Annotated in this window: 24 protein-coding genes; 10 read left to right on the forward strand and 14 right to left on the reverse strand. The window is 63.5% G+C overall.

The features are described from left to right. The first annotated feature begins 139 nt into the window (after positions 1-139). Positions 140-1,666, forward strand: coding sequence for an IS21 family transposase (gene istA / locus BZF57_RS18325; protein ID WP_162290999.1), 1,527 nt, complete (start codon positions 140-142; stop codon positions 1,664-1,666). 11 nt (positions 1,667-1,677) lie between these two features. Beyond that, the gene (istB, locus tag BZF57_RS18330; RefSeq protein WP_086738086.1) at positions 1,678-2,418 is read left to right on the forward strand and encodes an IS21-like element helper ATPase IstB; all 741 of its coding nucleotides are present in this window, start codon (positions 1,678-1,680) and stop codon (positions 2,416-2,418) included. A 45-nt stretch (positions 2,419-2,463) separates the two neighbouring features. Here istB and mobF read toward each other — a convergent pair whose 3' ends face one another. The 4 genes from mobF to BZF57_RS18350 are packed head-to-tail and all read right to left on the reverse strand — an operon-like array spanning position 2,464 to position 5,923. Further along, entirely contained in the window at positions 2,464-2,961 is a 498-nt protein-coding gene (mobF, locus tag BZF57_RS18335; RefSeq protein WP_086740679.1) for a MobF family relaxase, read from the reverse strand. Position 2,962: 1 nt separating this feature from the next. Further along, on the reverse strand, positions 2,963-3,247 hold the full coding sequence (locus BZF57_RS18340; protein WP_052241798.1) for a helix-turn-helix domain-containing protein: 285 nt from the start codon (positions 3,245-3,247) through the stop codon (positions 2,963-2,965). After that, positions 3,244-5,640 carry a type IV secretion system DNA-binding domain-containing protein gene (locus BZF57_RS18345; protein ID WP_052241796.1) on the reverse strand — a complete coding sequence of 799 codons (2,397 nt, stop codon included), beginning with the start codon at positions 5,638-5,640 and terminating at the stop codon, positions 3,244-3,246. The genes BZF57_RS18340 and BZF57_RS18345 overlap by 4 nt, the downstream gene beginning before the upstream one ends. Beyond that, positions 5,633-5,923, reverse strand: coding sequence for a ribbon-helix-helix domain-containing protein (locus tag BZF57_RS18350; RefSeq protein WP_022675496.1), 291 nt, complete (start codon positions 5,921-5,923; stop codon positions 5,633-5,635). Before BZF57_RS18350 ends, BZF57_RS18345 begins: the two co-directional genes overlap by 8 nt. Before the next feature lie 495 nt (positions 5,924-6,418). Between BZF57_RS18350 and BZF57_RS18355 the strand changes: the two genes are divergently transcribed. Continuing rightward, on the forward strand, positions 6,419-6,685 hold the full coding sequence (locus BZF57_RS18355; RefSeq protein WP_086740681.1) for a hypothetical protein: 267 nt from the start codon (positions 6,419-6,421) through the stop codon (positions 6,683-6,685). A gap of 52 nt (positions 6,686-6,737) precedes the next feature. Here BZF57_RS18355 and BZF57_RS18360 read toward each other — a convergent pair whose 3' ends face one another. After that, positions 6,738-6,992, reverse strand: a complete 255-nt coding sequence (locus BZF57_RS18360; protein WP_022675498.1) for a hypothetical protein — start codon at positions 6,990-6,992, stop codon at positions 6,738-6,740. 37 nt (positions 6,993-7,029) lie between these two features. Between BZF57_RS18360 and BZF57_RS21165 the strand changes: the two genes are divergently transcribed. Beyond that, positions 7,030-7,203, forward strand: a complete 174-nt coding sequence (locus BZF57_RS21165) for a hypothetical protein (protein WP_022675499.1) — start codon at positions 7,030-7,032, stop codon at positions 7,201-7,203. 232 nt (positions 7,204-7,435) lie between these two features. On the opposite strand, the gene BZF57_RS18365 is transcribed toward BZF57_RS21165, so the two are convergent. Next, entirely contained in the window at positions 7,436-8,002 is a 567-nt protein-coding gene (locus BZF57_RS18365) for a hypothetical protein (protein ID WP_086740683.1), read from the reverse strand. 248 nt (positions 8,003-8,250) lie between these two features. Continuing rightward, positions 8,251-9,243: a DUF2493 domain-containing protein gene (locus BZF57_RS18370; RefSeq protein WP_086740685.1), complete on the reverse strand. Its 993-nt coding sequence runs from the start codon at positions 9,241-9,243 to the stop codon at positions 8,251-8,253. Between the two features lie 708 nt (positions 9,244-9,951). On the opposite strand from BZF57_RS18370, the gene BZF57_RS18375 reads away from it, so the two are divergent. The 6 genes from BZF57_RS18375 (at position 9,952) to BZF57_RS18400 (ending at position 18,138) form a co-directional block, all read left to right on the forward strand. Further along, the gene (locus tag BZF57_RS18375) at positions 9,952-10,437 is read left to right on the forward strand and encodes a hypothetical protein (protein WP_039330721.1); all 486 of its coding nucleotides are present in this window, start codon (positions 9,952-9,954) and stop codon (positions 10,435-10,437) included. Between the two features lie 437 nt (positions 10,438-10,874). Continuing rightward, on the forward strand, positions 10,875-11,651 hold the full coding sequence (locus BZF57_RS18380; RefSeq protein WP_240506045.1) for an efflux RND transporter periplasmic adaptor subunit: 777 nt from the start codon (positions 10,875-10,877) through the stop codon (positions 11,649-11,651). Continuing rightward, positions 11,651-14,755, forward strand: a complete 3,105-nt coding sequence (locus BZF57_RS18385; protein WP_086740687.1) for an efflux RND transporter permease subunit — start codon at positions 11,651-11,653, stop codon at positions 14,753-14,755. Before BZF57_RS18380 ends, BZF57_RS18385 begins: the two co-directional genes overlap by 1 nt. Further along, a complete protein-coding gene (locus tag BZF57_RS18390; RefSeq protein ID WP_039330714.1) occupies positions 14,752-16,131 on the forward strand; it encodes an efflux transporter outer membrane subunit in 1,380 nt (459 codons plus the stop codon). Before BZF57_RS18385 ends, BZF57_RS18390 begins: the two co-directional genes overlap by 4 nt. A gap of 4 nt (positions 16,132-16,135) precedes the next feature. Continuing rightward, positions 16,136-16,813: a response regulator transcription factor gene (locus tag BZF57_RS18395; RefSeq protein WP_039330712.1), complete on the forward strand. Its 678-nt coding sequence runs from the start codon at positions 16,136-16,138 to the stop codon at positions 16,811-16,813. Then, a complete protein-coding gene (locus tag BZF57_RS18400) occupies positions 16,810-18,138 on the forward strand; it encodes a sensor histidine kinase (RefSeq protein ID WP_086740690.1) in 1,329 nt (442 codons plus the stop codon). The genes BZF57_RS18395 and BZF57_RS18400 overlap by 4 nt, the downstream gene beginning before the upstream one ends. Positions 18,139-18,786: 648 nt before the next feature. Here BZF57_RS18400 and BZF57_RS18405 read toward each other — a convergent pair. The 7 genes from BZF57_RS18405 to BZF57_RS18435 all read right to left on the reverse strand — a co-directional run bounded on the left by BZF57_RS18405 (position 18,787) and on the right by BZF57_RS18435 (position 22,472). Continuing rightward, a complete protein-coding gene (locus tag BZF57_RS18405) occupies positions 18,787-19,122 on the reverse strand; it encodes a single-stranded DNA-binding protein (RefSeq protein WP_039330710.1) in 336 nt (111 codons plus the stop codon). A gap of 468 nt (positions 19,123-19,590) precedes the next feature. Next, positions 19,591-19,995, reverse strand: coding sequence for a hypothetical protein (locus tag BZF57_RS18410; RefSeq protein ID WP_022675506.1), 405 nt, complete (start codon positions 19,993-19,995; stop codon positions 19,591-19,593). Beyond that, the gene (locus BZF57_RS18415) at positions 19,976-20,278 is read right to left on the reverse strand and encodes a type II toxin-antitoxin system prevent-host-death family antitoxin (protein WP_039330707.1); all 303 of its coding nucleotides are present in this window, start codon (positions 20,276-20,278) and stop codon (positions 19,976-19,978) included. Before BZF57_RS18415 ends, BZF57_RS18410 begins: the two co-directional genes overlap by 20 nt. Positions 20,279-20,353: 75 nt before the next feature. Then, a complete protein-coding gene (locus BZF57_RS18420) occupies positions 20,354-20,725 on the reverse strand; it encodes a hypothetical protein (protein ID WP_022675508.1) in 372 nt (123 codons plus the stop codon). Next, complete coding sequence (locus tag BZF57_RS18425) at positions 20,719-21,234, reverse strand: hypothetical protein (RefSeq protein WP_039330704.1); 516 nt, start codon at positions 21,232-21,234, stop codon at positions 20,719-20,721. Before BZF57_RS18425 ends, BZF57_RS18420 begins: the two co-directional genes overlap by 7 nt. Before the next feature lie 183 nt (positions 21,235-21,417). Beyond that, complete coding sequence (locus tag BZF57_RS18430; RefSeq protein ID WP_086740692.1) at positions 21,418-21,972, reverse strand: DUF736 domain-containing protein; 555 nt, start codon at positions 21,970-21,972, stop codon at positions 21,418-21,420. Between the two features lie 149 nt (positions 21,973-22,121). Then, positions 22,122-22,472, reverse strand: coding sequence for a hypothetical protein (locus BZF57_RS18435; RefSeq protein ID WP_052241788.1), 351 nt, complete (start codon positions 22,470-22,472; stop codon positions 22,122-22,124). Between the last annotated feature and the right edge of the window lie 23 nt (positions 22,473-22,495).

The following is a 22,495-nucleotide window of genomic DNA, read 5'->3' on the forward strand; positions in this document are numbered from 1 at the left end:
GCGCGCGGTGTTCCGAGAATTGCGCGCGCAGCATTCCGATATGATCGCGCGCAGTTTGAGGTGAGGCTCACCTGATCGTTGGGGCATTCTTTCGACCGGATAACGGTTGGAGGAATGCATGCCGACGAGGAGAGTTACGATGCGCCATGTGCGCGAGATTTTGCGTCTGAGTCTGGACTGCGGGCTTTCGACGCGGGTGGTTGGCGAGCGGGTCGGGGTCGGACCGACGACGGTCCGGGATACGCTTCGGCGGTTCGATCGGTCGGGTCTGACTTGGCCAGTGCAGCCTGAAATGACGGACAGCGACCTGGAGTCCCGGCTCTACGGCGTGCCAGGGGTGAAGCCCGGGCGCCGCAAGTTGCCTGAGCCCGACTGGGCGGTGGTGGCGCGCGAGTTGAAGCGCAAGCACGTGACGCTGCAGATCCTGTGGGAGGAATACCACGCGGCGAACCCCGACGGCTATCGCTACAGCCGGTGGTGCGACCTGTTCCGGCGCTGGGAAGGCCGGCTGCCGCTGGTGATGCGCCAGAGCCATGCCGGCGGTGAGAAGCTGTTCGTTGATTATGCGGGCGACACGGTGCCGGTGGTGGTAGACCGCAGAACCGGCGAGATCCGCGATGCGCATCTGTTCGTCGCGGTGCTGGGCGGCTCGAGCCTGTCGTTTGCGTGTGCGACCTGGACCGAGCAGTTTGCTGACTGGGCCGAGGCTCACAATGCTGCCTTCGCATTCTTCGGCGGAGCGCCGCAGCTGCTGGTGCCCGACAATGCCAAGGTCGCGGTGATCAAGGCTTGCCACTTCGATCCGATGCTCAACCGCAGCTACACGGACATGGCTCGGCATTACGGGACGGCAGTGCTGCCGGCACGGCCGAGGAGGCCCAAGGACAAGGCGAAGGTTGAGGCCTGTGTCAGGATCGTCGAGCGCTGGGTGCTGGGCCGTCTGCGCAATCGCATCTTCTACAGCCTGGCCGAGCTCAACGCTGCCATTGCCGAGTGCCTTGCTGATCTGAATGAGCGCCGTGTGCTTCGCCAGTTCGGCCGCACGCGCCGCCAGCTGTTCGAGGAGGTCGATGCGCCGAACCTGAAGCCGCTGCCACCGGAGCCATGGGTTCATGCGCAATGGAAGCGCTGCCGGGTTGGGCTCGATTACCATATCGCGCTCGAGCAGCATCATTACTCGGTGCCGCACCGCTACGCGCGGCGCGAGGTTGAGGTGCGTTACACGGCCCGCAGCGTCGAGATCTTCCTCGGCGGCGAGCGGATCGCGGTGCACATGCGCGGCAGTGGCAATGGTCGGCACACGACCGTGCCCGAGCACATGCCATCGAGCCACCGGCGCTATCTCGACTGGACACCGGCAAAGATCCAGGAGGAGGCGGGCCGGATCGGCCCGATGCTGTCGCTGTTGATGGCGCGCATCATCGAGGACCGGCCGCATCCCGAGCAAGGCTACCGTTCGTGCCTGGGGATCATCGGCTTGTCCAAGCGGTTCGGCGCTGAGCGCCTTGAAGCGGCTGCGCTTCGCGCGCTGGAGATCGGCGCGCGCAATTATCCGTCTGTAAAATCGATCCTCGAAAAGGGGCTCGACAAGGTGCCCGTGTCCAAAGCCCCGGAGCGCGAGCCGATCCTGCACGACAATATCCGGGGCTCTCAATACTACCACTGAAAGGAGCAAGGATGCTCAAACACCCCACACTTGATCAGTTGAACCAGCTTGGCCTTATCGGCATGGCCCAAGCCTTTGCGGATCTGGATGGCAATGGCGATGCCGCCAGCCTGAACCACGCGGAATGGCTGGCGCTGCTGCTCGATCATGAAGCGACATGGCGCAATGACAAGCGCCTCGCCCTGCGCCTGCGTCAGGCAAAGCTGCGGCACCAAGCCGTGCCTGAGGACGTTGATTATCGCAGCGCCCGCGGGCTCGATCGGCGGTTGTTCGAAATGCTGCTGAAGGGCAGCTGGATCGCTGCCCATGAGAACTGTGCGATTATCGGACCAGCAGGGGTCGGCAAGAGCTGGCTGGCCTGCGCCGTCGGGCATCAGGCCTGCCGTGACAATCGCTCGGTTCTCTACACCCGCCTGCCGCGGTTGATCGACGAGCTGTCGCTTGCCAAGGGCGATGGCCGCATTGCTGCGCGCATGAAGAGCCTGGCCCGCGTGGACCTGCTCATCCTCGATGACTGGGGGCTTGAGCCGCTCGATGGCAATGCCCGCCATCATCTGCTGGAGATCCTCGAGGATCGCTATGGGCGCCGTTCAACGCTCGTAACAAGCCAGCTACCCATCGCGCGCTGGTTCGATCTCATCGGCGATCCGACCTACGCCGATGCCATCCTCGATCGGCTTGTCCACAACGCCCACAGGCTCGAGCTATCCGGGGAATCCATGCGGCGAAGCATCGCCGCTCAAGCCGCTTGACCCGCGGCAAAGCATAGTGCCACAACATACCAACGATCAGGTGCTTCACCTGCGCGCGATCAAAGCGGAACGCTGCGCGGCATCAGATCGGAATACATGCGCGCGATCGTCGGAATCCGCAGCGTAGACGAGGTTGCCGGTCCTGACCGGTTCGCCATTGCCATTCCGGGAATAGTCCCGCGCTTCTGCGAAGTGCTTTTCCAGATAGGCCATGACAGATTTGACCGCACTGGCTTGCGCCTCCAGAACGCGCTTGTCGCCCCCCAACTGGATCATCAGACTAGCCGACTTCGGCATCGAGAAAGTCAGGTCGATCCCGGCGCGGCGGTTGGCATTGGTATTGACGATGCTCCCGTCGGGAAGCTTGCCGTCGAGCAGCTTCTCGAAGTCGTCCTTCGAGACCTGCCCCTTGAGCCCGAGAGCCTCGGCACCCTTCCCGCCCCACTCGCTGAGCTCAGCCGGGCCATCGCCAACATAGTAGTCATCCTTGGCGAAATAGTTGGCTGCGCCTCCTGCCGATCCCACTGATGCGACCGAAAGCATGTCAGGCCCCTTCCCGAGGCGTTGACTGGAACATTGGACGAGCGGCATCGCCCAGCAGAAGCCAGGCTGGATCGACAGTGAATTTGATGCAGACAAGCGCGACGAGAGTGGCTGGCGGATCCCTGTGACCGCCTTCATAATTCTTGACCGTCTTCACCGCGATTCCAAGGTCCGAGGCGAACTCGCCCTGCGTCTTGGAAAGCGCCGCTCGCAGCGTCCGCAGCCGTAGGCCGAAGGCAACGCAGGATGCTGGTGCCGGCTTCCGGACAGTGATGTGAACCGTCATCGTTCCGGCTCCTGATCGTCATCAATCGAAGGCTCTGCGCGGCGCTTGTCCTCGGCCCCGAAGCCATGGATGTTTTCACGCTGGATCTCGCTCTCCTGGCCCGCATCCCGCGCATCCTTGTCGCGCAGCTGTTCAGTACGGTTCCGCGTGAGACCAGATCGCTCCTCGACATCCTTCAAAGCGAATTGCTGCCTCTCGCGTCTGTCCTTCTCGCCAGACTTGCTGAACTTGAAGGCGCTGTGGGGGTCGTGATCGCGCGTCGGTGGCCCAGCGCTCTCTTCCTCCTTGCGCTGTTCGCGCAGAATTCGCTCAGCCTCTTCGACGGTTCGTTCGACCGATCGCTCGATCTCCTCGCGCAGCCTTTCCGCTTCCTGCTCGGCATCGGTGCGCTCCGCATCGACGGGCTTTTCAGACCGCTGCGGCTGCCTGTCCGGACCGCTCTCCTCACCTGCCCTCATCAACATCTCTGCGGCTTCCTCGGGCGTTGGAACATAGTCTGCCGCGCGCATATCCGTGACACGAACGAAACCGGGCGCGCGCGCCTTGTAATCTTTCCAACTGAGCTCGATCCGGGCTGCCGGAAATCCGTCCGGGAACTTCACAAAGCCGTGCATCGACGGAAGGTTGGAAATGTCGTCCGGGAAGACGAGTTCGGCCACCTGGGTGCGCGGTGTGATCGTCGAAGCATCCCGGTTGCTGTTGTAGCCATAGGAATAGGCCTCATCCATCTGCCTGACCTCGCGCCGGCCAATGAACTCCGAGCAGCGCTGGGCAGTGGCCGGATCGGCCAGTTTAAGGATCAGTTTGGTGCCAGCGAGAGACGTGAGATGCGTCGCGCCATTCTCCCCGTAAGTGTCCTGCAAGGCACCGAAGGAATGCATTCCCAGAATGAAGGCACCGCCGACCCCTCGGGCGGTCTGAAGGCCGTTCTCGATGGCGGGCAGACGATGGAGCGCATGGACTTCGTCAATGAGAAACCAGGTGCGCAGATTGCGGGTCCGGCCCATGCGAAACAGAGCGTTGACGGCAATGTCCATCCACAAGGTCAGCAGCGGCCGATTAAGCACAAGGTCTGGGTGGGTCGACGTGATGAAAAGGATCGATCCTTCCTTCACATCCTCGGTCATCCACTTGTTGATCGAGAAGCCGGGCTGACCGTTGGCCGGCTCAGGCAAGAAGCGGAATACGTTGGCGTTCGCATTGAAGGTTGCCCGGATCGCTTCGGCCATTTTTGCAGCTGACGGCGACATCAACGGAGCTGCGATAGTTCCTTCGAGATAGCGGCTGATTGTTTTGAGGTCGGCGTGCATCAGGAAGTAGGCAAGCCCGCCGTTCGAGCGGATGCCGAGCTTGATCATCTTCATGCACATTTCGACAAAGATTGTGCGGGCCGACTTCTGCCAGAAATCATCGTCCGCATTGCGGCCGCTCGGGACCAGCGCGCTGGCGGCACTCATGAACTCGGCATAGTTGTCGCAATCGTTGAAGATCGACCAGGGTTGGCAACGCTGATCCATCGGATTGAGAATGAAGTCGGTGGTCTCTTCGTAGAAGCTCTCGACGAAGGTCCCGGTGAGGTCGAAGATGACGCACCGATGGCCCCGCGCGCGCGCCTGTGTGACGATCTTCTTGAGCTCGGTTGTCTTGCCTGCTCCAGTGGTGCCGATGAACATCGCGTGGCTCTGCTCGAGGCGCCAAGGGAACGGGACACCAGCCAGCCTGTAGGGTTGGTGAAGTCCGCGGCGAGTGCGGCTCTTGAGGCTCTCCTTGAGAACCGCATCGGGATCCTCTGCCGGAACCCGGGCAAGGCATTCCTTCTGGTGCTCATTCCAGTTGTACTGCTTGATCGCGGCAATGAGCACATCACGCTCGACCTTGACCGCACCGCGCTCATGGCGCTCGGTGAGAATCTCTGACCCGCGGCGTCGCGAGTAGTCAAAGAACCAGATCGTCAGCGGCACGCAAATGAAGACCGATCCCAGCATGGCTGAGACGGTCACCTGAATGGCCTTTCCCCATGCCGCCATCACGGCGGGATGAAAGGGCACCATATGCATCCGGCCCTGCACCATATCGCCCGACGGGAGGGTCAGGTTGACGGACTTCATGGGGTTCAGTCCGACCCAATTCCAGAACTCCGCAAGGACCCGCATCAGAACAAGGTTCACCTCATGGTCCTTGAAGGTGATCGCAACGAGCAGGGACAGCAGACAGAGCGTTGTCCCGGCCCATGTGTAAAGAGGGATACGCACCCCTGCCCAGGTCATCAGAATCTGATGGTGAAACAGCTGCGATCCGCGAGTGAAATTGCCGGCATTTCGCTTCACTTTTCCGCGCGCGGAGTCGTGAGTCAGCGTGACGGCTTTCTTGCTGAAACGGATGTCCTCACGCATGGTATTCACGCACGTTGCGCAGAGCCATATCGATGAGCTCGTTGACGTCCTCGGGGTATTGCCGTTCAACCAGAAGCGACAGCGCGAGCTGAGTATGCTCGAGGATCGTCAGAGCGCGTTCGGCATTGAGCGCGATGCCAAGGTTGAGGAGGGGGAGGCCAACGGCAATCGAAGCCCGGATCGCTTCAGCCCGCGAAACACCCTTGCTGGTGGCAAATGCATCCAGCTCGCGCAGCACCTCCTCGGACAGACCGATGCCGATGCCTTTGAAGACTTTACCCATGCAAACCTCACAAGGTTATGCATGGCTTGGATACCGCAGGCGCATTTATACCGTAGCCGAAACGCCATGAAAAGCGCTTTGCGATCCGAAACATGTTGCGGCGCTATCTCTCTGATTTCACATGCTTTAGACGTTCTCCGTAAGTGCCCGAAACATGTTTCGCCGATCCCCGGGGTCGCCTATTTGCGTCTAACCTCCTGCAATTAAACGTGATTCGTTCCGAAACGCCTTACGGTCAAACCGTGTTCGGTGTGCTTTCTCAGGGACTTGGCGGCTATGTGCTGAGATCAAAGGTTTGGTGGGAGTCGCATGTCGGAGGTGGCATTCCGGAAGGAAGCCAGGCCGAAGGCCGGCGTGCCCCGATATCGGAGACTGCACTGTATCGACGACGATCGGCAGTGCCCGTCTCGAAGCCTCAGCTGCGGGGTGTCATCACGATTGTCCGCGAGGGCGCAGAAGCATCAGACAAAAAAACGTCTCGATTTGACTCCACAGATGGATATCATCTGGCAGTCAAACGAGACGCGAGGATTAGGCCTTATGGTGTCAAAGGTTGAACGCGAGCGCGCTGCTTTGGAAGCTGCTGAAAAGGAGCTGGCAGAGCGGAAGAAGAAGCTCGCGGAACTCGAACAGGAAGAGGCGGAAAAGCAGCTGGCCAGGCTGGTGCGAAAGGTGGGGCAGGATCGTGCAATCCAGCTCCTCGAGCTCGCCGTGAAAGTGAAGCCCAAAGCAGCGGTTGATGCTCTGGCAAAGCTGGCGTGAGACGGGCGTAAGAACAGGGGCGTTTGGGTGCGGATTGCCGCACCCGTGAGGCTCAGTATTCGTCGTCCATCTTCCCGGCTGCGGTGTAGACGATGTCGTCGATCAGATGCAGCGGAAGCTCACCATAGTCCCCTTCCTCGATCAGCAGATATGAGCCGTCTCCGACCCGGACCACGTGCACATCGAAGAAGGTGTGATAGGAGCGCCGTTCTGCCTGCATGATCTTCTCATCGAGTGCGATGATGTCGGTATCGATCTGACGGATCGTGGCGGTGTCAGCTTCATAGGCTTCTGCGGTGTAGCACATCGTTGCCTCCTGTCATTGGCGGCTCGTCCGCCATGCCATGAAGCAGCGCTCCGGATGTGCTCGGGTCACCGGAGCGAAGCGGAGGCTTGACCGCAAACTGGTCGAGTGGTGCGGAAGTCCGCTTGCGGACATCCCGGTCGGCCTGTTTGTGGTTGACCCGGGCATGTCCGGAGTGCTCATGGCGATGGTGGTGGACGGGCCATTGGCATGAGGCTGAAGTCGGATTTACACCGCGCCTTGGGAGCGTTGCCACCCTCGCGCAGAGCGCTGGTCCCATGGCATGAGAAAAGGGCACCACGGCTTGAGGCCGGGCACCCTTTCCCCTTGCCGAACGAACGGGAGGCTGTTCGTCGATCGACCTGAAACTGGTTAGCGCTGTGTATTCAGAGACGGGAGCAAGATTGCCATTCAGCGGATGAGCAGTGCTTCACCTGAGAACGCGCTCAGGACGCCCATTCCATTGTTGGAAACTGTTCGCCGCAATCGGTGTATGCAAGGACCGACAGGCTTTCGAAGACGGTCTCGATCTGGGCAATTCGAAAGGCCTCAGCGGTATGCTGATCGCTAAGCAGGGCACGTAGCGCATCCAGCGGGATTTCCCCCTCTGAACCATCGCCCTGCCCCAGTGCCCGCACGACCTTGGCGGCAAGTTCTGATGGCAGCAGGATGTCGCGCGCAAGGGCGATATGCTCGGAGACCATGATGGTGATCGGGGAGGGTCCGCCGGGGCAGTGGACACGCAGCGTTCGCCCAAGAAACTGCGCCTCCTCGACAATCGCAATTACCTCGGCTCGCCAGTCAAAGCAGGCGGCAAAGCTTGCGAGGGAAAGAGAGTTCGCGTTGACTTCGAAGTTGAGCGGTGCAGCCGAGAATTCGTGGCTCTCGGTTTCGATGTCGGCATGGCCCGCGTGCAGCCGCCGCATCAAGCTTGCGAGCTCGAGCGCGGAGATTTCCGCAGGTTCGGAATGGAGCCGAGTGGTCTTGTCCTTCACCCTGAATGTGACGAGCATCTTTACCTCCTGCTGCTGCTCGCCATCTTGCTTTCCCCCTCCTCTTTAGGGGTGAGGACCGGATACTGAGCGGGGCCATTCCCACCGATCTCGGGCCGCCCCTTTGCATGTTCCAATCAGCGCTTAGCATCAGGCACCAGCGGGCTTCCTCCATGACGGGCAAGGGGGGTTCGATGCCCCCTGAGCCCGTGCTCGCACGAAAGAAGAATGGAAGGCCCCGGTCAGAGCCGGAGCCTTCCATAAAGCGCTCATGCGAGGCTGCGTGAGCCTGGCTTGCGCTGATCACTGATGCGCCGGATGTGAAGCGGCACTCCCGCCTGGCGGAGGCGCTGTGCCAAGTTGGACTGGATGCCGGAACCTTCACCGATAATCGCCTCGACCGGCCCCAGCTTCACGATGTCCTCATTGCGCAAGAACGGGGCACGGTTGCCGTGGCGACGATCGGGCATGAAGAGGATGGTTTGCACTCCGTTCCGCTGTGCCCAGGCATTTGCCATGGCATCGACACCCTTGCGCATTCCGGTCGTCCCCAGAACCATCGTTGGGATGCGGGCCTTGATGTCATCGAGGATCTCCCAGATCATCTCGAAGTCATGCCAGTCCTGCTGGCCGCCAGAGACGATCACTAGCGGACCATCGGGCTGGAACTGTGCCCGCCGATCTCTCGCCCGAGCGGCAAGGTAATCCTGTGCCTGGACCTGCGAGGCGGTCACACCATTCTTGCTGACCTGCGACCCGCGCGTGGCTGTGAATACCCGGCCTGTTTCGACCCGGTAGACGTCGGCAGCATGGTCCCGCATTGCCTCGAGGGCTTCTCGGCATCCTTGCAGGGTCTGGCAGAGCGCTTGTGTCTCCTCGAGTTCCACGGCGTAGATCTCCGAAGGATCAAAGTGACGAGCGACCTCACCCAGCTTCTTGGCGGCATCGTCTTCGCGCCCCTCGGCCAGACGGGCGGTCATGTGAAACGAGTTGACCATGCCCCAGGCAAGTTGCTGCGCGAACTCCTCCATGCGCGTGTCCTTGAGGACATCGAAGATCGTTCCGATAGCCATCTCCACGGCGCGGCGCGCCATGTCGGGATCCGGCATTTCAGCTGCGATCGGTTCATCGATGATGCTCAGCTTGGCAAGATCGCTGTGCTCGACAAAGGCACCGTCGTAGGATTCGACGATACCGTCACGGCTGTCGGCGAGTTCGATGCGCGCATTGGCGAGATCAGCGAAGCTGTTGAATTTCTGCATGGGTAGCCTCCGATTGTTGAAATCGTCCCCACATCGGGAACGGCCGACAACCCATCGGTTCGGAGGCGTGCAGTCAGGGACGGCGAGCCATGCTCGCCGCCGCCATGGCGGGCGTGGGGGTGCCGATTTTCTGCGCACTTGCCGCAAGCGCAGCGCAGCAGGCACGTGTGTGGAAAATTGGGGGAACCGCGATCCTTGACGAGCGCCGGAGACCGATATGTTTCGGCAGGTGTTCCTGTGTGTGGAAGAGACGTTCCCGCCCCCGAGCAAGAGAGACGAAGGCAGGCCCGGTCAGGCGCATCAGCGCCACGCCGGGCCGCCCCTTCGGCCCCGCGCAGGGGTTACAGCGGGAACACCACCAATCTTGAGAGGCCCTTTGGCGGGGTTGGTCGGCAGGCGACGGACTGCCAGGGACGATGCCGCAAGGCCGGCAGCGCCGCCGCGCGGGCGGCGAAGTCAAGCGCAGCGACAGCCTGAGCCGATACTTGGCCGGACGGAGGATGCCGAATGACCCGCCTGCGCGCCGCTGCGCGCATTACGGTCGGAAAGCTCCGACCGCGAACGCCTTCCTGACAAGGAAGGGCGCGTTCGCGGGTAAGGGGCGCTGCCCTGCCCGGACGGGCGGCGGCGCCGGGGTGCGGCAAAGCAGCTCCCGCGTTCATGTAATGAGCCCATTGTCGGCCCCCGCAATGGCGCTATGTTCGAGTGATGGCCGTCTGGCAGTTCGTCATCAACCTGATCCCTGCCTCTGCGGCGCGTATCGCAGGGGTCGACGCTGCACGGATGAGCCGCACGCAGCTCGAGGAGGCTGTTCTGGCGCTGCCAATCGCAGAGGCGGACGTGCTGTTCACGAAACTCGACGCGCTGTTGCCCGAGAAGCCGCGATCCTACACCGGTCTCCGGGTGTGGGGTGACGAGCCGAACGACGACATCCAGGTGAGCTTCGATGAGCAATACATCGAAGAAATCCAGGTCCGCTTCGACGTGGCAGATATCTCGCTGCCATTGATCGGCGGGGTCTGCGAGCTCGCGCAGTATTTCGACTGCGTCTTTGCAACGCCGGAAGGTGCGATGATCCAGCCAAGCAGGGAAGCTGTGATCAGGACGGTTCTCCAATCGGACGCAGCGCATTTCGTGCAAGATCCTCCGGGCTTTATCGGAAAGGCGGTCCGTCTGGATCGGAAGGACCGATAGGGTCCTTTGGCAGTGCCCGGCTACATTCCGCGAGGAGCATGACCCGTACTTGAAGCGGCCCGGCAGTTTCGTTCACGTCGCTACCGAAAGCCGACATTCTGAAAGCGACCCCATAGCTGCCCTAAGCATGGTAACCCCAAGACTTCAGCGGATCACGCTGCAACATTGGGATATTGTATAGCTTTGCCAACACTGCCCCAATGTAGGCGCTTTATGCGGCAGGAATGCCAAACCGCTTCGCCCTTGTCGCTTTCGTCCCTTCCATTCTCCTGACCGCCTGCGGAAGCGAACCCGCTGCGCCTGGCAAGCCACCTGTTCACAGCGAGGCGATCGCCCACGAGACCGAACTTGTCCGCCTGAAGCTTACGCCGGAAGCGCAGAAGCGGCTCGGGATTGTAACCGAGCGGATCGGGACGGGCACCGCATCGGCCGTGCGCATGACCAGCGGCGAGATCGTCATCCCGGCGGGCGTCGGCGGCGCGCCAATCAACTCCGCCAGCAACCTGCAACAACTCGCCGCACAACAGGTGGCCGCCGATGGTGAACTTGCGCGGGCAAGGGCGCAACTGGCCTTGGCGCGCGTCGCCTACGATCGCGCCTCGACATTGGTTGACGAGGAAGCGGGAAGCATCCGCGCGCGCGATGAAGCGACGGCAGCACTTGGTGCGGCAAAGGCTGCTGCCGACGCTGCGGCTGCCCAGCGCCGCCTGCTCGGGCCTGCGGTGGCGAGCCTTGGAACCCAGCGCCACGTCTGGGTGCGGGTCCCGGTTTTCGGGAGTGACCTTGCCGGGCTGCAACAAGGACAGTCGGCGCTGGTCTCGCCGCTTGGACAGGAAGGTGCCAAGCGATCGGCGCGGCCCGTCGATGCGCCGCCATCTGCCAATGCAGTGGCCGGCACCGTCGATCTCTATTTCGCGCTCGATAATCGTGATCGGGCATACCGCGTCGGCCAGAGGGTCAGCGTCGCGCTCCCGCTTGCTGGTGGAAGGAGCGAAGGGCTGTCCGTGCCGACCTCTGCGATTCTGAGCGACATCTATGGCGGTGAATGGGTCTATGCCAAGACCGAAGCCGACACCTATGTGCGCCAGCGCATCGAGGTGGCAGCAACGGAAGGTGGCCGCGCGATCCTTTCGCGGGGCCTGCGTCCTGGCACGCTGGTGGTCACCGCAGGCGCTGCCGAGCTGTTCGGCACCGAGTTCGGGGTCGCGCACTGATGCTGGCCTGGCTGGTTCGCTCCGCGCTGAAGCAGCGCGTGCTGGTGCTCGCCATGGCGGCGCTGCTGGTGGTGCTCGGCCTGCGCGCGTCGGCCGATGTGCCGCTTGATGTTTTCCCGGAGTTCGCTCCGCCCATTGTCGAGATCCAGACCGAGGCGCCGGGCCTGTCGACCGAGGAGGTCGAAAGTCTGATCACCGTGCCGATCGAAACCGCCGTCAATGGCGTGCCCGATCTGGCGACCTTGCGCTCGAAGTCCGTGCTGGGCCTCTCGTCGGTGACGATCCTGTTCGAGCGCGGCACCGATGTGATCCGAGCTCGCCAGCTGGTGCAGGAGCGCGTGGCGCAGGTGCAGGCGCGATTGCCTGCGGCTGCCCGCCCACCGGTCATGCTGCCGCCGCTTTCGTCATCGAGCCGGGCGATGAAGATCGGCATCTCCTCCAAGAAGCTCGATCAGATGCTGCTCTCCGAGCTGGTGCGCTGGACGATCCGGCCCAAGCTGATGTCGGTGCCAGGTGTCGCGAATGTCGCCGTCTGGGGCTATCGCGACCGCCAGTTGCAGGTGCTTGCCGATCCCGACCGGCTGCAAGCCTCGGGCGTCACGCTGGCTGAACTGCGCGCAGCGACCGGCGATGCGGTGCTGGTCGGCGGCGGCGGCTTTGTCGATACGCCCAACCAGCGGCTGCCGGTGCAGCAGGCGAGCGCGATCCAGACCGCCGAGGACCTCTCCCGCACCGTCATCAAGATCACGGGCGATGCCCCAGTGCGGGTGGGTGATGTCGCGCGGGTGACCGATGGCTTCGCCGCGCCCATCGGCAATGCGATCATCGACGATGGTCCGGGCATCATGCTGATCGTCGAGAAGCAGCCGACCGGGAACACGCTCCAGCTGACCCGCGATGTCGAGGCGGCAGTCGATGAGCTCCGCCCCGGCCTCAAGGACGTCAAGATCGACACCACGATCTTCCGCCCGGCAACCTTCATCGAGAAGTCGATCGACAATCTGACCCGCGCGCTGATGATCGGCTGCCTGCTGGTCGCGATCGTGCTGTTCGCCTTTACCCGCGACTGGCGGCAGGCGACTATCAGCCTTGTGGCGATCCCGCTTTCGCTGCTGGCCGCTGGCCTCGTGCTACTGTGGAGCGGGGCGACGATCAACACGATGGTGATAGCCGGGCTCGTGATTGCTCTTGGCGAGGTGGTCGATGATGCAATCATCGATGTCGAGAACATCGCCCGCCGACTGCGTCTGAACCGTGAGGCGGACAATCCGCGCTCGGCCTTTGCCGTGGTGCTTTCGGCCTCGCTCGAAGTGCGCACGGCGGTGGTCTTCGCCTCGCTGATCGTGATGCTCGTGTTCCTGCCGATCTTCTTTCTCGGCGGGGTGGCAGGGACATTCTTCCGGCCACTGGCGATTGCCTATGTGCTGGCAATTGCCGCCTCGCTGCTGGTCGCGCTGGTGGTGACGCCTGCGATGTGCCTGATGCTGCTGCCGCATGCGCCGATGAAGGAGCATCGCGACACGCGCTTTGTCGCCTCGCTCAAGCAGCGCTATCTTAGCATCCTACCCCGGCTGATCGACCGGCCCCGCCTTGCCATGGGCATCGTCGCGGGCGGCTTGCTGCTCTCCGGCGTGGGCTATCTGGGATTCAAGGACCAGTTCCTGCCCGACTTCCGCGAGACCGACTTCCTGATGCACTTCGTCGAGAAGCCGGGCGTCGGCATCGATGCGATGGACCGCATCACCATCCGCGCCTCGAAGGAGCTGCGCGCGATCCCCGGCGTGCGCAACTTCGGGGCGCATATCGGGCGTGCCGAAGCGGCTGACGAAGTGGTCGGTCCGAACTTCACCGAGCTGTGGATCAGCCTTGACGACGGCGTCGATTACGATGCCAGTGTCGCGCGCATCAAGGAGGTGGTCGAAGGCTATCCTGGTCTTTATCGCGACGTGCTCACCTATCTGCGCGAGCGCATCAAGGAGGTGCTCTCGGGTGCAGGCGCGACCGTGGTGGTGCGGATCTACGGCCCTGATCAGGACGAGCTGCGCGCCGCAGCCGAGCGGGTGCGCGGCAAGGTCGCCAGCATTCCGGGTGTGACCGACCTCAAGGTCGAACAGCAGGTGCTCGTGCCGCAGATTCAGATCCGCCCGCGCGCCGCCGATTTGGTCACGCTGGGCCTCACGCCGGGCGAAGTGCGGCGACAGGCGCAGACCCTCGTGGCGGGCGAGAAGCTGGGCGAAATCTATCGCGACCAGAAGGCTTTCGATGTCGCCTTGTGGGGCGAACCTGAAATCCGCGGCGATCAGCACGCGCTTGCCGATCTGATGATCCAGACCCCGGTCGGCGCGCCAGTGCGCCTGCGCGACGTTGCCGATGTGGTGATCGTGCCCGCGCCCAACGAAATCAAGCGCGAGGACGGCCAGCGCCGTCTCGATGTCACGCTCAACATCGCCAGCGACGCCGATCTTGGCGCCGTGGCGCGCGGGGTCGAGGCCGCGGTGAGCAAGGTGCCCTTCGCCACCGGCTATCACCCCGAGATTCTAGGCGAATATGCAGCGCTCAAGGATTCGCGTTCGCGGCTGTGGACGGTTGGCCTTGCCTGCCTTGTCGGTATCCTGCTGCTCGTGTGGCTGGAGTTCCGCTCGACGCGGATCACCGCGCTGGTCGGCCTCAGCCTGCCCTTCGCGCTGGTCGGTGGGGTGATCGGGGTCGCGCTCACCGGCGGGGTTCTGTCGCTGGGATCGCTGGTCGGCTTTGTCACCGTAATCGGGATTTCCGCGCGCAATGGCATCATGCTGCTCTCGCACTACGATCATCTGCGACGGTTCGAGGGCGAGGAGTTCGGCCCGGCCCTGATCCTTCGCGGCGCTCAGGAACGTCTGGTGCCGATCCTGATGACCGCCCTGTGCGCCGGGCTTGCGCTGGTGCCGCTCGTGGTCGCGGGCGACAAGCCAGGCCACGAGATCGAGCATCCCATGGCAATCGTCATCCTCGGCGGCCTGATCTCATCGACCGCGCTCAACCTGTTCCTGATGCCCGCGCTTTATGCCCGCTTTGGCAAGGAGCGTCCGGCACCCGAGCCGGACCTTGCGGAGGCGGTGGCATGAAGCGGCTAGTCCCCGTCGCGGCGCTGATGGTGACCGCTTGTGCGACAACGGCCCCGCCTGCGGCAACCAAGGTCGATCCCACGATCGCTGCCGGGCCGTTCGCGAGCCTGCCGGTCGCTTCTATCGAGCCTGTGCCCGATGATTGGTGGCGGCTCTATGATGATCCGGTGCTTGACCGCTTGGTGGAGGCCAGCCTTGCGGCGAATGCCGATCTCAGAGTGGCCTATGCCAATCTTGATGGTGCGCGCGCGGCGTTGCGTCAGGCGCAAGCCGCCCGGCTTCCCCAGACCACGATCGAGAGCAGTCTCGGCGTCGACAAGCCCGCCAATCAGCCCAGCGCCTCGGGCAACGTGCCGACGACCGACTACGATCTGGGGGTGACCGCCAGCTGGGACGCAGACCTGTTCGGACGGCTCCGTTCAGGCGCACTCGCTGCCCGCGCCGATGCCGAAGCGCAGGCCGCTGCTCTCGATGGGGTAAAGGTCGCGGTCGTCGCCGATACGGTTCTGGCCTATGTCGATCTGTGCGGCGCAACCCGCAGCCTTGCCGTCGTGCAAGAGCAGGTCGCGCTTCAGGACCGCGCGCTGACAATCATCCGCAGCCAGCTGGCGGCAGGCGAGGTCTCCCCGCTGGAAGTGTCGCAGGCCGCCAACCTTGTCGCCTCGACCAAGGCAACCATCGCACCGTTGGAAGCCGCGCAGGCCAATGCGCGCTACCGCCTCGCCACTCTCGCAGGTCGTCCGGCAGGAGAGGCCCGCAGCAATCCCGTGACTTGCAGCGCGCCGCCCAAACTGCGCAATGCGGCTCCGGTCGGCGATGGCACGGCTTTGCTGCTGCGCCGCCCGGACATCCGCGAGGCCGAGCGGCGCCTTGTTGCCGCCACCGCGCGGATCGGTGTTGCTCGTGCCGATCTCTACCCCCGTATCAACCTTGGCGGGGCGCTCGGCCTGCTGAGCGGAGGGCTGGTCGCGACCGGGTCGCCGCTGGTGAGCTGGGCCTTTCCCAATCAGGCCCCGGCCCGCGCACGTATCGAACAGGCTGAAGCGACCGAGCGGGCAGCGCTGGCTGGATGGGATGTGGCGGTCCTCCGGGCGCTGCGCGATGTCGAGACGGCTCTTGCGGCCTATGATGGCGAAGTGCGCCGCAACCGCGCGCTGACCGAAGCCCGCGACGAAGGGCGTCTCTACGCTCGCCGCGCCGAGGCGCGCGTCAGGCTTGGCGATGCGGCACCACTCCTGCGGATCGACGCCGACCGGACATTGGCGCAGGCCGAGCTGTCGCTCGCGCAGTCCGAACTCGCGGTTGCACAGGCGCAGGTGGCGCTGTTCCGCGCGCTTGGCGGTGGCTGGCGCAGCGGTGCCAAGCCGTTAGAATGACCCCATGAGAATCCTGATCGTCGAGGACGATACCGAAACCAGCCAGTTCATTGCCCGCGGCCTTGCCGAGCTGGGACATCAGGTGGTGACCAGCGGCGACGGCCGCGACGGGCTGTTCCAGGCGACCGATGGCGGCTTCGATGCCATGGTGGTCGATCGGATGCTGCCGGGGCTGGATGGGCTGGCGCTCGTCAAGGCTTTGCGCGCTGCCGGGAACACCACCCCGGTGCTGATGCTAACAGCAGTCAGCGGAATTGCCGATCGGGTCGAAGGGCTGGAAGGCGGAGCTGACGATTATCTGGTCAAGCCGTTCGCCTTTACCGAGTTGGCGGCACGCATCCATGCGCTCGGTCGTCGTCCTTCGACCGCAGCGGAGCCCGCCCGGCTGATCGCAGGCGACATCGAGCTCGATCTGCATCGCCGCACGGTTTTGCGTGCAGGACGCAGGATCGCGCTCCAACCCCGCGAGTTCACGCTTCTGGCCGAGCTGATGCGGCACCCCGGGCGGATCATGACCCGCACCATGCTGCTCGAACGGGTGTGGGATTTCGACTTCGATCCCAAGACCAACATCGTCGAGACCCATCTCAGCCGGTTGCGGTCCAAGCTCAATGCCGGGTTCGACAGCGATCCGATCGAGACCGTGCGCGGCGCGGGCTATCTCATCAGGGACGGCGGATGAAGCGCTGGTGGCGCGGCACTTTCGGTCTGGTGGCCGCCGTCGCCATGGGTTTTGCGCTGGCGACACTCGTGATCGGCGCGGTGGCATTCGAAACCACCCATGAGGCGCTCGAACTGCAACTCGATCACCGCATTGCCATCGAGACGCAGGCGCTGATCGACGAAGGGCAGGACGGACATGAGGGCGTGGCTGCCGCCATCCGTCGACGTGAGGCGGCGAGCAGCACGGCAAGCCTCGGCTATCGGCTCGTCGATGCTCAAAACAGACCCGTAGCGGGATCGCTCGATACGATTGTCCCGTCAAAGCCCGGCTATGTCGAGCTGCTGCCTTACAAGTTGGGCGGCGAGGAGCGGATCGCGCAAACGCTGACCACCGCCCTCCCGGGTGGCTACCGGCTGCTTGTCGGAGCGGATCGCGCCGCAATCGACGAGATGGACATCCGCTTCATCCAGCTGTTTCTCGGCGCATTCGGCGCGATGCTGCTACTCGGCATCGGTGCGGCTTGGCTGGTGGGTATCGTCACACGCCGCCGCCTTGCCCGCATCGATCAGACTGCGGCTGCGATCATTGCTGGCGATCTGTCGCGGCGGGTTCCCTTAGCCGGGGCCGGCGACGAGTTCGACGGCGTGGCTACGACGCTCAACCGGATGCTCGACCGGATCGCCGGCCTGATGGAGAACCTGCGCCAGGTCTCAAGCGATGTTGCCCACGACCTGCGCACGCCGCTGACACGCTTGCAAAACCGGCTCGACGAGGCCCTGCACGAGCACGACGCCGTGCTTCAACGCGAGGCCATCGAGGCTGCCGCCGGGGAAGCAGGTGAGTTGCTGGAGGTCTTTTCCGCCCTGCTGCGGATTGCGGAGGTCGAAGGTATGGCCGCCCGCGCGCACTTCCAGACGGTGGATCTCACCGCGGTGGTGGCCGATGTGGCGGAGGCGTTCCGACCCTCAATGGAGAGCAGCGGCCACCAGCTTGTAACCAGCATTGCGCCCGCCCTGACTATGCGCGGCGATCGCAGACTGCTGCAACAGATGCTCACGAACCTGCTCGACAATGCCGCGCAGCACACGCCGCAGGGAACGACCGTCCACATCGTCCTCGAAAGCACCCATAATGGCATCAGCCTCGCCGTCACTGATGATGGTCCGGGCGTGAGCGAGAATGAGGCGCCAGACCTCTTTAATCGGTTTGCACGGGTAGACCGCAGCCGATCCACACCCGGCCATGGTCTGGGGCTGGCCATGGTTGCGGCAATCGTTGCCGCCCATTCTGGCAGCGCCACCATTGCCCCGCGCCCGGGCTTTGGTGTGCACATCGAGTTTTGATCTTACGCGACAGGTCGTCCAGATGCTGCCATTCGCCTTTCCACCCACTTCCGGTCATCCGGCGCGATCAAACTGCTTCCCTAAACCGGACATAAGAGCATACCCTGCGGAACCGAAAGCAACGCATGGCTTGGGCAAAGCTCACCGCGCCAGCGATCGCCACCCGAACGGGCCGAGACCCGGCAGGGACTCGGTGACGCCGGTCGCAGACGCAGCACACGAGCAAGGCTTGTGTGCTGCCGGCAGCCCGGCGGAATAAAGTGCGATGCCGGCCATAGGCCGGCAGGCGCCAACCTCCCCTTCGGCATCCCTTGACGATAAAGTTCTTTATATGTTCTCGGTGGCGTATGGGAACCAAACGCCTCGATTCTGTCGCCGATCTCGTTCGTCATGGCCTCAATGCGCAGATCGAGTGCGGCCGCTGCAGGCGTGTAGTCATCATGCCGGCGGCCCGGCTGCGCGATCAGTGCTTCACCAGGTCGATCCCCCTCAAACTGGACATGGTAGCCCGGCACTTGCGCTGCAGCTGTGGTCATCGTGGTGCCAGGATAAATCCCACCGGCAACTAACCGGCCTGCGTTCCGCACTCGGGTGCGCACCATCAATAACGCGGCGAAGGGCGGCACCGAAGCGCCGCCCTCCTGATGATCACAGAAACTCGACGTTCTCGGCGATGATCTCGCAGCCATAGCGGTCGTTGCCTTCGGCGTCCTGCCAGCGCGAGTAGTGGATGCGGCCCGTCACGGCGAGCTGGTCACCCTTGGCCTTGTGCTGGCGCAGCGGGAGCCCGAGGCCGTTGAAGACGGTGATCTTGTGGAATTCGGCATCCTTGACCGGGTAGCCGGTTTCCGGATCCTTCTGGACCTTGCCGTCGCGGATCACCGGACGTTCAGTCACGAGGATCAGTTCGGTGATGCGGGTGTCGCTGCGGTCGCGGGCAACGGGATCCTTGGCGAGACGGCCGACGAGGTTGACGATGTTCATTGCAAGAGCCTCCTTGGTACCGACGGCTCGTCCGCCGGTGCCCTTGTCGAGCCTCGGCGGGAGAGCTGGGACACCGCGCGCTTCCGCGCGCGGGGAACCTCGTAAATCGAGGTGGTGCGGGCAGCCCGGCTTGCCGGGCAACACGGCTCGCATTTCTGCAGGTTGGCCCTAAGCTCGACCAAAGAGGCATGGGCACTGGTCGGCGGACGTGCTGTTGGCACAGGAGCTTATCGCACGCCTGGACATCAACTTCGCCGCGTACCGGCTTGTTATTGACGATGATGATCACGGGATAATTCGCCCGCCCTTGCCGATCCCGGTGAGCGAGAGGTCCCTCTGCGGCACTGATCCGGAATACCCGACCTCGGCCACCTCCGGCGCCAATCCACAACGCCGGCGTGACTGGCCTGACGTTGATGCACGATCAGACAAGGCTCCAAGGAGCAGGCTGCCTCGGCGTTCCGGAAATCAATCGCGATCGACGGCAGCGGCGCCCCAGGCTCCGATGGCATCGATGATCTTTGCTGTGAACCGCGGTGGGAGTCGTCCGGCAATGTACCCGGGCTGCTTCATCAGGGGTCTGATGTCGAACCCGGGCCAGGTGAACCGGTTGAATTCCGAAACGACAATCGCGCTACCCGGAACGAGCCCGGCTGTGCGTGCGATCTCATCGGGGATGGGGATGGCGTTCTTGCGCCCCTCGCCCTTGGTCGTGATCGCGGCAACCAGATAGCGCGAGCCGTCCACACCCACGACGACGACGAAGCGTTCCTTGACGCCTTCGTCGCGGCCTCGTCTCTGCTCTTCCTCGAAGAGATAGACGTAACGGAGGATATGGCCTGCGGCGGGTCGGTCAGTCTTCCCAGCGGTCATTGGCAAGTTCACTGGCCGAAGGCCGTGCATTGGCAAAAGCCTTGCGGTCGGCTCCGGTCATGTCGGACGAAGCGACAGCTTCGATATTCATGTGGCCGGCGATCACACCGCGTGCCGCCTGTTCAAGATGGCGGAAATACTCGCTATCTGCGATTACATGCCGCTCGCGGCCATGGCTGGTCAGGACGACCGGCTGCTTGGTTGCCAGATCGAGGAACTCGCCGGTGTTGTTGTGAAACTGGGTTAGGGGAACCCTGGGGTGCTCATTCGCCGCCGCTGGCATGGTGGTATCTCCTCTTGGCCTTAAAATAGCAATTATTGCCAAAATAGCAAGATTTCTGTGGCGCCACTCGCCGCGCTAGTCGTCCCCATCTCTCGCCAGCGGCTCAGACAGCCACGGGACGAGGCCCGCATCAATCGCAATGCCCAGTGTCCTTGCGAGGCGGCAGGCTCGAGCGATTGACCCGTCTGGAACATCGAGCGCCCTTTCAATGTGCCCAAGGGTTTCGCCAGCGCCAGGCGCACAGACCGCGTGAAGCTTGCCCGGCTGTGCCGTGATGGCAAAAGGCCAAGTCATCGCGACACCGACAACCCGTTCATCGAGAACAAGCAGGGTGTCACCGGCTGCGATGCTCTCGTCGGTCTGCACGGCGTCGTAGGCATTGCCCGTCGAGGCGAACGCATGGATCCGCCAGACGCTGAAGGCGAAGCGCTCGCTGTCGGTCAGCATGGCAGGCTCGCTTCGGAAAAGGCGCGCTGCGCCGCCTCCGGAAAGGCTGCGGTGAGGTTCCGGTGAAGCGGTCCGGAGGACGCTGGGAAGAATGCGCCGGTGCTGCTCGGCCGTGTGATCCGCAGCGCGCTTGCGACGGCATCCACGACGAAACCCGCAAGCTGATTGCTCGCTGTCAGTTTGCCGAATTCAGGCGGTGCAAACCCGGCTTGATGCCAAAAGGCGAAGCCGGTCTCGAGGGTCTCGATATAGCTGGCATGGCTACCATCGTCCTGTTCGTCGTCGACGCTCGCCTCGACCGTCCGGTAGGTCCCGAAATCATGGGCGTTAGCCTTGATCCGCAGGGTGATCCCGGCGGGCGGAGGCCCGGCGACCGCGATCAGCGCAGCCCTGTAGAGCGTGACTTCTGCGGTATTCACGAGGTCGAAGTTCGGGGTGTGGCCGATCTGCGCGCAGTCTTCGTTCCACGGAGCCCCGCCAAGATCGAGAGTCCAGTTTGTCTGTGCCATTCAAGCCTCCTTTGCTTGAACGGCACCTCCCCCTTCTCTTTCGCAGGCAGAGTTTCCGCTGCAGGTCGGCTCGGCTTGCAAGCACCGGGCAAAGAAAAGGCCCGCCCGCGACGAATGCGCGGACGGGCCTTCCCGATGTGACCGGCGCGGGTCGCGGCACCGGTCACGGGGGGCTTGTCCCGGTCAGGCGTCGACGCTCGCGCGCGTCTTGCCCTTGGGTGCCGGAGCGGTGCTGTCGCCCAGACCGTCGCCGGCGGCAGCACCGCTGTCAACGCTGCGGTCGCTGGCCGGTTCGTCGCCGGTGGCAGTCAGCGGCGGCAGGGCGCCTTCACTCTCGCTGCCGAAGCCGTCGAGCGAGGCCTTGGGCTTCGAGCGGCGCCAGGCGACGTTGTAGCTGCCATCGTTCTGCTGGAACATGGCGACCGGGATCGGCGCCGAGAGGCTGGGATCGTCGATCTGGCCCGAGAGGAAGCACTCGCCGGTCTCGTTCGACGAGTATTCCCAGAGCGCGCCGATCTTGACCCAGCTGCGGCGGTCCGCCGAGAGCGCCATGAGGTCGAACTTGGGTGCCCGCTCGTTGGTGGATTCGAAGGCCCGCAGCGCAACCGTCGCGCTGAAGGTCAGGGTGGTGATGCGGCCGATGTGAACGCCTTCTGCGTTGGCCTTGAGGGTGCCGATGTTCATGTCGAAGTTCTCCTGATGCCGTCCGAACCCCTTGTCCGGAACACCTTCTCCCATCCCCCCTCTCCTCCGGGCCCCTGGCCCGGCCCGTGCGCCAGCCACCGCAGGCGCGCGTCATCCTGTCCAGCCCAGAGGGCTGAGGAGTCTCGATAGTTGGATTGGAGCTGAACCGGCCCTGCTACGAGCCAGGCCCGGTCTGTACCGACCTAAGCTTCGGGCTCGGACCCGTCCTTGATCTGGTTGAGGCGCGCCATGAACGCCTTGGCTTCGAGCTGATTGGGTCCATCGCGCGTGGCGAGGCAGGCCATCCTGTCGATCTCGAGCTGTGCGGCAAGACTTGCCTCGATATGGCAATAGGGCTCGAGCGCGCGGATTGCGTCAACCGCGCGGGGCAGCTCTCCGAAAGCGGTTCCGACCCATACGAGTTCGATTTCCTCCCCGTCTTCGTCAGGAGCGCTCAGAACCTGCGCGAAATAGGTCTGAAGCGGTCGGTCCCATCCGACATAGGCACTGGCAGCAGCAATCCCGTCACGAAGCGGTACTTTGTGCCTGCTCATGCGCTCGTTACCTCCCCACCCTT

The sequence above is a fragment of the Erythrobacter colymbi genome, assembly GCF_002155685.1.
In the GTDB taxonomy this organism is placed as follows: Bacteria; Pseudomonadota; Alphaproteobacteria; order Sphingomonadales; family Sphingomonadaceae; genus Erythrobacter; species Erythrobacter colymbi.